Raw genomic sequence first — 9,546 nt, 5'->3', positions numbered from 1 at the left:
AGCTTGGGCTCCTACTCGTGCTGCGAACACCGCGGACCTGCAGCTTGCCTCCCGTCGCTCTCACCTTCGATCCTATCGAAAGTCGCAGACACAAGCGGGCCCTGCCCGCGAATCGCGCGCAGGGCGCGCTCCTACAGGTGGGACAGCGGTGTCGGCGTACAAGCGGACTCCGTCCGCGATCGGATTCACCGGCCATGCCGGACGCCCCGGTGGCGCGGCCGGCGGCGGACAACCGCGAACGGTTATTCGCCCTCCGTCCCCCTGCCCGCGAATCGCAGGCAGGCGGGCCGCCCTACCCGGCCAGCGCCTCGCCGCTCACGCGCAATACCCCGCTGTCGATCGCCAGGTGCACCAGCTCCGCGTGGGAACTGACCTGCAGCTTCTGCTTCAGCAGCGTCACATGGTTGGACACGGTCTTGGCGCTCACGCACAGGTGTTCGGCCACCTGGCGTACCGGCAGGCCGCGGGCGAGCATGACGAAAATTTCGAATTCGCGGCGGGTCAGGCCGTGCAGGCGCGGGTCGCCCTGCTCCAGGCCGCGGGGCTGGCAGGCCAGGCGGGTGGCCAGGGGTTGCTCGATGTAGAGCTGGCCGGCCAGCACCCGGCGCACCGCTTCCAGCAGCACCGCCGGGGCCGCGCCCTTGGTCACGTAGCCGGCGGCGCCGGCATCCAGGGCCTGGCGGACCAGGGGCAGTTCGTCGTGCATGCTGAAGAACAGCACGCGCAGTTGCGGCAGGCGCTGGCGCAGGCGGCGGGTGACTTCCAGGCCGCTGATGCCCGGCAGGCCGATGTCGAGGATGACCAGCGCGGGGATTTCCCGCTGCACCGCCTGCAGCGCTTCCTCGCCGTCGGCCGCTTCCAGCACTTCCGCTTCCGGCAGCAGGCCGCGCAGCAGGGCGGCTATGCCTTCGCGCACCACGAAATGGTCGTCCACCAGCAGGATCTTCATCGCTTTTCTCCTCTCATGCCGCTGCCGGCAGCGGCACCCGCAGGCGCAGCGCCAGGCCCAGGCCGGGCTGGCTGCGCAGTTGCAGCTCGCCGCCCAGGCAGCGGGCGCGCTCGCGCATGGAGCGCAGGCCGATGCCGGCGCGTGGCGGGCCGTCGCTGCCGCGGCCGTCGTCGCGCACGCCCAGGTACAGGTAGCCGCCGCGCGCTTGCAGGCGTACCCACACGCGGCTGGCGCCGGCGTGGCGGGCGACGTTGGTCAGGGCTTCCTGCAGCAGGCGGTACAGGTGCGCTTTGGCGGCGTCGTTCAGGACCGGCAGACGCTCGGCCAGGTACAGGGTGCAGGCGATGCCCTGGCTGGCCTGCCAGTCCTCGACGTAGGCGCGCACCGCTTCGTCCAGGGCCAGGTGTTCCAGCACCACCGGGTAGAGGTCGCGGATCAGCGCCCGGAAGCTGTCGTTGAGGCCGCGGCAGTGCTGGTCCATGCGTTCCAGGGTGGGTTGCGCGGCGGGTTGGTCGTGGAGGCTGTGCAGCAGGAAGAGTTGCGCGCGGATGCCGGCCAGGTACTGGCCGATGTCGTCGTGCAGGGCCTGGGCCAGTTCCTGGCGCTCGCGCTCCTGCACGGCCAGCAGCGAGCGGGTCAGCTCGGCGTTTTCCTGGCAGGCGCGCTCCAGGGCCTCGGCCATGCCGTTGAAGCGCCCGGCCAGGCGCTGCGCCTCCGGCAGCGAATGGCCGGGCAGGCGCACCTGCAGGCGGCCCTGGGCGATCTCGCCGAACGCGGCCTGCAGCTGCTCCACCACCCGCAGCCCGCCATGCACCGCCCAGCGGATGGCCAGCAGGCTGACCGCCAGGGCCACGCCGAACAGCGCCAGCAACTGCACCAGGGAGTCGCGGACCTCGTCGATCTCGTCGCGCGGGTCCACGCTCAGCTGCACGCGGCGGCCGTCGGCCAGTTGCAGTGGCTCGGCACGGTACACGTCAGGGTACAGGCGCGCCGCCAGCCATTCGTCCAGCCAGCCGCGGGGCGCCGGCGGCGGCTGGTCTAGCCAGTGCACGCGCACGTGGCGCAGGCCGCCGGTGAGGCTCTGGTCGAGGCTGGCCGGATCACGCAGGGCCGCCTCGCGCAGGTATTCCACCACCGCGCGGGCAGCGTCCAGCTCGCGGCGCACGTCCTCGTCGCCCTGGTGCAGCAGCACGGCCACGCACAGCGCGGCCACCAGGGCGAAGAACAGCCCGACCAGCAGGTTGATCCGCCACAGCGCCGACATGGACGAACCTTACGGCCCCACGCGGCAAGGCTGGCCGGCGATGCAGACGGTGGGCACGCTGGGGCGGGTGTGCAGGCTGTACATGAAATCGAAGCCCAGCAGGCTGAGGATCAGCAGGATGGGCAGTACCAGGGTGACGGCGATACGCATGGCTCGGCTCCCGTTGTCTTTGTTGTTGTAGGGCCATGCTAGGACGCGGCCGCGGGCGGCGATCTACTACCTTGGTACTGCCCCGGCGGTACTTTCTGCATATTTCCCGGCCCCTGGCGCGTTCCTATGCTGGCGACACAACAACAATGGAGTCGCCCATGCGCCAGTTCGCCCTGCACGGCGTGGCCTACCTGCTGGCGGTCGCCTGCGCCGCCCTGCTCTGCCTGGACGTGCGTGCCGAGGAGGCCCCGGCCGAGCTGCAGGTGCGCATCGCCTACCTCGGCTACACGCCCGACCCCGGCCCGCTGCTGTCGAACGTCATCCCCGAGCCCACCGACGCCGGCCTGCGCGGCGCGGAGCTGGCCATCGGCGACAGCAACACCACCGGGCGCTTCCTCAGGCAGCGCTACAGCCTGGTCACGGCCACCAGCGCCGATGCGCAGCAACTGCTGGCCGAGGCGCGCAAGCTGCACGACGACGGCCTGCGCCTGTTCGTGGTCAACGCCCCGGCCGACAGCCTGCGCCAGCTGGCCGCCGCGCTGCCGGACAGCCTGCTGTTCAACGCCGGCGCCGCCGACGACGACCTGCGCGCCGACCAGTGCCCGGCCAACGTGCTGCACACCCTGCCCAGCCGGCTGATGCTGACCGACGCCCTCACCCAGTTCCTGGTGTTGCGCAAGTGGACGCGCTGGCTGCTGGTGGTCGGCCAGCGCCCCGAGGACCAGGCCTACGCCGCCGCCCTGCGCCGCTCGGCCAGGCGCTTCGGGGCGAAGATCGTCGAGGAGAAGGCCTTCACCTTCGCCAACGACCAGCGCCGCAGCGCCCAGGCCGACATGCCGCTGTTCACCCAGGCCGACGACTACGACGCGGTGCTGGTGGCCGACGAGCACGGCGACTTCGGCGAGTACGTGCCCTACAACACCTGGCTGCCGCGCCCGGTGGCCGGCACCCAGGGCCTGGTGGCCACGGGCTGGCACAAGACGGTGGAGACCTTCGGCGCGGCGCAGCTGCAGAAGCGCTTCGAGGAGCACGCCAGGCGCTGGATGAACGACCGCGATTTCGCCGCCTGGGTCGCCGTGCGCAGCGTGGCCAGCGCCGTGACGCGCCTGCGCAGCGCCGAGCCCATGGCCATCCGCGCCCTGGCGCTGTCGCCGGACCTGCCGCTGGACGGCTTCAAGGGCTACCGGCTCAGCTACCGCCCCTGGGACGGCCAGCTGCGCCAGCCCATCCCCCTGGTGCAGCCGCGCGCGCTGGTCAGCACCTCGCCGCAGGAAGGCTTCCTGCACCCCGAAAGCGAACTCGACAGCCTCGGCCTGGATGCCCCGGAAAGCCGCTGCCACCTCGCCGACGCCAAGCCCTGACTGGAGATACCCCATGTTCCGAGCCGCCATTTTCCGACCTGCCATGTTCCCAGCCGCCCTGGCCCCTTCCCTGCTGGCCATCGCCCTGTGCCTGGCGCCGCCGGCCTTCGCCGCCAAGGCCTACGTGTCCAACGAGAAGGACAACAACATCAGCGTCATCGACCTGGACAGCATGACCGTGACCGGCACCCTGGACACCGGCAAGCGCCCGCGCGGCCTGGCGCTGTCCCACGACAACAAGCTGCTGTACATCTGCGCGAGCGACTCCGACACCGTGCAGGTGATGGACCTGGCCAGCGGCAAGATCGTCAAGCAGCTGCCCTCCGGCGCCGACCCCGAGCAGTTCGCCCTGCACCCCAACGACCGCTGGCTGTACGTCTCCAACGAGGACGACGCGCTGGTGACCGTGGTGGACACCCAGACCGCCCAAGTGCTCGGCCAGATCGACGTGGGCGTGGAGCCCGAGGGCATGGCGGTGAGCCCCGACGGCAAGTGGGCGGTGAACACCAGCGAGACCACCAACATGCTGCACTGGATCGACACCGCCACGCAGAAGCTGGTGGACAGCACCCTGGTGGACCAGCGCCCGCGCCACGCGGAGTTCAACAAGGACGGCAGCCAGGTCTGGGTGTCGGCGGAGATCGGCGGCAGCGTCAGCGTGGTGGACGTGGCCAGCCGCAAGATCCTCAAGAGCCTGCGTTTCGCCATCAAGGGCGTGCACCCGGACAAGATCCAGCCGGTGGGCGTGAAGCTGACCAGCGACGGCAGGTACGCCTTCGTCGCCCTGGGCCCGGCCAACCACGTGGCGGTGGTGGATGCGAAGACCTTCGAGGTGCTCGACTACCTGCTGGTGGGCCGCCGCGTGTGGCACCTGGCGTTCAACCCGGACGAGAGCCTGCTGCTGGCCACCAACGGCGTCAGCGGCGACGTCTCGGTGATCGACGTGAAGGACCTCAAGGTGACCCGCTCGATCAAGGTCGGGCGCTACCCCTGGGGCGTGGTGGTGACGCCATGAACGCCCTGCGGGTGGCCGGCGTGGGCTTCGCCTATGGCGCGCGCCGGGCGCTGGAGGGCATCGACTTCGCCCTGCCGGCCGGGCGCTTCACCGCCCTACTGGGGCCCAACGGCGCCGGCAAGTCGACGCTGGTCGCCCTGCTCACGCGCCTGTACGAACTGCAGCAGGGCGAGATCGAGGTATGCGGCTGCAGCCTGGCCCGCCAGCCGCGCCTGGCCCTGCGCCAGCTGGGCGTGGTGTTCCAGCAGAGCACCCTGGACCTGGACCTGAGCGTGGAGCAGAACCTGCGCTACCACGCCGCCCTGCACGGCCTGCCGCGCGCCCTGGCGGCCGACCGCATCGAGCAGGAACTGGCCCGCCAGCAGTTGCAGGAACGCCGCCGCGACAAGGTGCGCACCTTGAACGGCGGCCACCGCCGCCGCGTGGAGATCGCCCGCGCGCTGCTGCACCGCCCGCGCCTGCTGCTGCTCGACGAGGCCAGCGTGGGGCTGGACCCGGCGGCGCGCCAGGGGCTGAACGAACACGTGCGCCAGCTGTGCCGCGACGAGGGCCTGGCGGTGCTGTGGACCACCCATCTACTGGACGAGGTGCGCGGCGATGACCAGTTGCTGGTGCTCGACCGCGGCCGCCTGGTGGCCCAGGGCGAGGCGGCCCAGGTCAGCGCCGCCGACGGTGGCGACCTGCCCCGCGCCTTCGCCCGCCTCACCCGCCTGGAGGCCTGCGCATGAGCACCTACGACACCCTCGGTTTCGGCCCCGCCGCCTACTGGCAGTGCCTGCGCGGCATCGTGGTGCGCGAGTGGCTGCGCTTCGTGCTGCAGCGCTCGCGCTTCCTCAGCGCCCTGGTGCGCCCGCTGCTGTGGCTGCTGGTGTTCGCCGCGGGCTTTCGCGCCGCGCTGGGCATCTCGATCATCGAGCCCTACGACACCTACGTCACCTACGAGACGTACATAGTCCCCGGGCTGTGCTGCATGATCCTGCTGTTCAACGGCATGCAGGGCTCGCTGTCGATGGTCTACGACCGCGAGATGGGCAGCATGCGCGTGCTGCTCACCAGCCCGCTGCCGCGCGCCTTCCTGCTGGCCGGCAAGCTGCTGGCCACGGCGCTGGTGTCGCTGCTGCAGGTGTACGCCTTCCTCGCCATCGCCTGGCTCTACGGCGTGCAGCCGCCGGCCTGGGGCCTGCTGGCGGCGCTGCCGGCGCTGCTGCTGGCGGCCCTGCTGCTGAGCGCCCTGGGCCTGCTGCTGTCCAACGCCATCCGCCAACTGGAGAACTTCGCCGGGGTGATGAACTTCGTGATCTTCCCGCTGTTCTTCCTGTCCTCGGCGCTCTACCCGCTGTGGAAGATGCGCGAGGCCAGCGTGGGCCTGTACTGGCTGTGTGCGCTCAACCCCTTCAGCCATGCGGTGGAGCTGGTGCGCTTCGCCCTGTACCAGCGGCTGAACCCGCTGGCGCTGGCGGTGTGCCTGGGGCTGACGCTGCTGTTCGCGGGCCTGGCGGTGCTGACCTTCAACCCGCAGCACGCGGCGCTGCGCAAGGGGTGAAATCTCCTACTTTGGTACTGGATCAACCCTCCGGACGTCGAATTTCCAAAGCAGCGCCCCTGGCATGTAATGGCGGGCAGAAGAATAAATATCGAGATGCCACCATGCCTCGCCTAGCCCCTGCCCTGCTCTGCGCACTGCTGGGCCTGCCGCTGGCCCATGCGGACGAAGCGCTGTTCTCCAGCGACGGCTACCGCACCAGCCAGTACCGCAGCCCGACCCCGGCCAGCGCCGACCACGCCACCACCCTGGACACCGCCGCCCTGCGCGCGCTGCTGGCGCGCGAGCCGCGCACGCGCCTGGTGGACGTGTACCGCCGCACCTGGCTCAACGGCCAGTTCGTGGCCAACGAAGCGCACCGCAACCTGCCCGGCAGCCTGTGGCTGGCCAACACCGGCGACGGCGTGCTGAGCGCGCCCTGGCTGGCCTACTTCCGCGAGAACCTGCGGCAACTCAGCGAGGGCGACCCGACGCGCCCGCTGGTGTTCTACTGCCGCTCGGACTGCTGGGCGAGCTGGAACGCGGTCAGGCGCGCCCACGCGCTGGGCTATTCCAACCTCTACTGGTACCGTGACGGGGTGGACGCCTGGGAACAGGCCGGCCTGCCCCTGCAGGACGCCCAGCCACGGCCCTTCCCCTGAGCGCAACCCAACGGCTAGCCGCCGCCATAACGACAACAACGAGGTGTAGGCCATGTACAAGATCCTGATCGCCGACGATCACCCGCTGTTCCGCGAGGCCATCCACAACGTCATCGCCGACGGCTTCCCCGGCAGCGAAGTGATGGAGACCGCCGACCTGGACAGCGCCCTGGGCCTGACCCAGGAACACGACGACCTGGACCTGATCCTGCTCGACCTGAACATGCCCGGCATGCACGGCCTGAGCGGCCTGATGAACCTGCGCAACGAGGCGCCGACCATCCCGGTGGTGATCGTCTCCGCCGAGCAGGACAAGCAGGTGGTGCTGCAGGCCATCACCTACGGCGCGGTGGGCTTCATCACCAAATCCTCGCCGCGGGCGCAGATGACCGAGGCCATCGAGCAGATCCTCAACGGCAACGTCTACCTGCCCTCGGACATCATCCGCACCCAGAAGGCCTCGCCGCGGCGCAGCGGCCACGAGGAACACGGCATTCCGCCGGAGCTGCTGCAGGCGCTGACGCGCAAGCAGCTGCTGGTGCTGGAGCGCATGACCAAGGGCGAGTCGAACAAGCAGATCGCCTACAACCTGGAGATCGCCGAGACCACGGTGAAGGCCCACGTCTCGGCCATCCTGCGCAAGCTCAAGGTGCACAACCGGGTGCAGGCCATCCTCAGCGCCGGCGACATCGACTTCGCCGCCTACCTGCGCCGCTAGGGAGCGCCCATGCCCGCTTCGCGCACCCTGTTGCTGACCGCCCTGGCCATGCTGGCGTTCGCCGGCAACTCCCTGCTCTGCCGCCTGGCGCTCAAGGCCACCCAGCTCGACGCGGTGAGCTTCACCGGCGTGCGCATCCTCTCCGGCGCGCTGATGCTAGGCCTGCTGCTGCGCCTGCGCGGCCGGGCCGGCCAGGCCCGCGGCAACTGGCGGGCGGCGGCGGCGCTGTTCACCTACGCCGCGGCCTTCTCCTACGCCTACGTGCAACTGGACGCCGGCACCGGCGCGCTGCTGCTGTTCGGCGCGGTGCAGGTGACCATGCTGGTGGTCGGCCTGCTGCGCGGCGAACGCCTGGCCGGCCAGGCCCTGCTGGGCTTCGGCCTGGCCCTGGGCGGCCTGCTGGTGCAACTGCTGCCCGGCGCCGGCGCGCCGCCGCTGGCCGGCGCCCTGCTGATGCTGTTGTCGGGCGTGGCCTGGGGCCTGTACTCGCTGCTGGGGCGCAACGCGGGCGATCCGCTGGCGGTGACTACTGGCAACTTCGTCCGCGCAATAGCCTTCGCGGCCGTGCTGGCCCTGGTGTTCCATGGCCAGTTGCGCGCGGATGTGCCTGGGGTCGTCTACGCGGTGCTGTCCGGGGCGCTGGCTTCGGGGATTGGCTATGCCATCTGGTATGCGGCGCTGCCGGGGTTGTCGGCGATCCAGGCGGCTTCGGTGCAGTTGAGCGTGCCGGTGCTGGCGGCGTTGTCCGGGGCGCTGGTGCTGGGGGAGCATATCGGGGTGCGGTTGTTGCTGGTGTCTTGTGCGGTGCTGGGCGGGATTGCGCTGATCCTGCGCGCCAAGGTTCGCGCGCCGGCTGTGCAGCGGGCCTGAACACTGGTTGGCTTTTCGTAGGAGCGAGCTTGCTCGCGAACCGGCTTCCCGGTGACTCCGCTGCTGAACCAACCTCCGTTCCCTCTCCCTAACCCTCTCCCTGAAGGGAGAGGGGACCGTTCGGAGTGAAGTGTGATTTCGGCGCTCGCCGGCCACGTCGGTGTTGCCGGGTGGCACGAAAACCATCGGCGGCACGGATAGCCCCCTCTCCCTTCAGGGCGGGGCGCGCAGCCGAGGGCTGGGGAGAGGGTCGCGGACCCAACCCCTGCGCCAAAGTCGAACCTGATCCGTTATTACGCGACCACCACAACCTGCTACTCCACTGCCAAACCCACCCTCGCTCCCTCTCCCTAACCCTCTCCCTGAAGGGAGAGGGGACCGTTCGGCGTGAAGTGTGATTTCGGCGCTCGCCGGCCACGCCGGTGTTGCCGGGTGGCACGAAAACCACCGGCGGCACGGATAGCCCCCTCTCCCTTCAGGGAGAGGGCTGGGGAGAGGGTTGCGGACCCAAACCCGGCACCGAAGCCGAACCTTCGCCACCACGGCCCAACCAACGGCGGATAACCGCGAACGGTTATCCGCCCTACCCGCCCCACCCACCATTCCCATGTAATTGGATGGACTCACCCTCACCGAGGCGTCGAGGCGCCACGGTGGCATTCTAAGAAGCCACCGACAGTGAGGGTGAGGCCATGAAAAAGCATACGACGACGAAGAAGCCCATGTCTGCAGTCGATGTGTCGACTTGCACGACAGTCGCCGTGGATTTGGCGAAGAAGGTATTCCAGGTGGCCGGGGAAGATGCCCAGGGCCAGTTGGTGTACGAGCAGCGGATCAAGTCGCGTGAAGCGTTTCAGGTGTTCCTGCAGAAGCTGCCGAAGGGCGTGACGGTGCTGATGGAAACCGGTCCGGGCGCGCAAGCCTGGGCCCGGTTGCTGCAGATGCAGGGCAACCCGGTGCGTATCCTGCCGGCCCAGCGTGTGGCCGAGCACCGTAGCGGGGCAAAGAATGATCGCAATGATGCCCATGCCATTC

General features: G+C 69.8%; 11 protein-coding genes. 8 read left to right on the top strand and 3 right to left on the bottom strand.

What is annotated here, in order from left to right:
• Positions 1 to 292: 292 nt before the first annotated feature.
• From DK254_RS25185 to DK254_RS34425, 3 genes are read right to left on the bottom strand one after another with little or no spacing between them, the layout of a single operon-like run.
• Complete coding sequence (locus DK254_RS25185; protein WP_089392283.1) at positions 293 to 949, bottom strand: response regulator transcription factor; 657 nt, start codon at positions 947 to 949, stop codon at positions 293 to 295.
• A gap of 13 nt (positions 950 to 962) precedes the next feature.
• The gene (locus tag DK254_RS25180; RefSeq protein WP_109936006.1) at positions 963 to 2,213 is read right to left on the bottom strand and encodes a sensor histidine kinase; all 1,251 of its coding nucleotides are present in this window, start codon (positions 2,211 to 2,213) and stop codon (positions 963 to 965) included.
• 9 nt (positions 2,214 to 2,222) lie between these two features.
• On the bottom strand, positions 2,223 to 2,363 hold the full coding sequence (locus DK254_RS34425; RefSeq protein WP_177412112.1) for a hypothetical protein: 141 nt from the start codon (positions 2,361 to 2,363) through the stop codon (positions 2,223 to 2,225).
• A 158-nt stretch (positions 2,364 to 2,521) separates the two neighbouring features.
• Between DK254_RS34425 and DK254_RS25175 the strand changes: the two genes are divergently transcribed.
• The 8 genes from DK254_RS25175 to DK254_RS25140 form a co-directional block, all read left to right on the top strand.
• Positions 2,522 to 3,724 (top strand): ABC transporter substrate-binding protein, encoded by a 1,203-nt coding sequence (locus DK254_RS25175; protein ID WP_109936005.1) that lies wholly within the window; start codon positions 2,522 to 2,524, stop codon positions 3,722 to 3,724.
• A 43-nt stretch (positions 3,725 to 3,767) separates the two neighbouring features.
• Positions 3,768 to 4,739: a YVTN family beta-propeller repeat protein gene (locus DK254_RS25170; RefSeq protein ID WP_109937295.1), complete on the top strand. Its 972-nt coding sequence runs from the start codon at positions 3,768 to 3,770 to the stop codon at positions 4,737 to 4,739.
• Positions 4,736 to 5,467 carry an ABC transporter ATP-binding protein gene (locus tag DK254_RS25165; protein ID WP_109936004.1) on the top strand — a complete coding sequence of 244 codons (732 nt, stop codon included), beginning with the start codon at positions 4,736 to 4,738 and terminating at the stop codon, positions 5,465 to 5,467. The genes DK254_RS25170 and DK254_RS25165 overlap by 4 nt, the downstream gene beginning before the upstream one ends.
• Positions 5,464 to 6,282, top strand: coding sequence for an ABC transporter permease (locus DK254_RS25160; protein ID WP_109936003.1), 819 nt, complete (start codon positions 5,464 to 5,466; stop codon positions 6,280 to 6,282). The genes DK254_RS25165 and DK254_RS25160 overlap by 4 nt, the downstream gene beginning before the upstream one ends.
• 104 nt (positions 6,283 to 6,386) lie before the next feature.
• Positions 6,387 to 6,923, top strand: a complete 537-nt coding sequence (locus tag DK254_RS25155; RefSeq protein WP_089392278.1) for a PQQ-dependent catabolism-associated CXXCW motif protein — start codon at positions 6,387 to 6,389, stop codon at positions 6,921 to 6,923.
• Between the two features lie 52 nt (positions 6,924 to 6,975).
• Positions 6,976 to 7,641 (top strand): response regulator AgmR, encoded by a 666-nt coding sequence (gene agmR, locus DK254_RS25150; protein ID WP_058070436.1) that lies wholly within the window; start codon positions 6,976 to 6,978, stop codon positions 7,639 to 7,641.
• A 9-nt stretch (positions 7,642 to 7,650) separates the two neighbouring features.
• The gene (locus tag DK254_RS25145) at positions 7,651 to 8,511 is read left to right on the top strand and encodes a DMT family transporter (RefSeq protein WP_109936002.1); all 861 of its coding nucleotides are present in this window, start codon (positions 7,651 to 7,653) and stop codon (positions 8,509 to 8,511) included.
• A 737-nt stretch (positions 8,512 to 9,248) separates the two neighbouring features.
• A partial coding sequence (locus DK254_RS25140; protein WP_146219679.1) for a transposase occupies positions 9,249 to 9,546 on the top strand: 298 nt, incomplete at its 3' end.

Origin of the sequence: Pseudomonas sp. RW407, assembly GCF_003176655.1 — a bacterium.
In the GTDB taxonomy this organism is placed as follows: Bacteria; Pseudomonadota; Gammaproteobacteria; order Pseudomonadales; family Pseudomonadaceae; genus Pseudomonas; species Pseudomonas delhiensis.
Note: the sequence above shows the minus strand (reverse complement) of the source record. Positions and strands in the feature narration are given on the sequence as shown.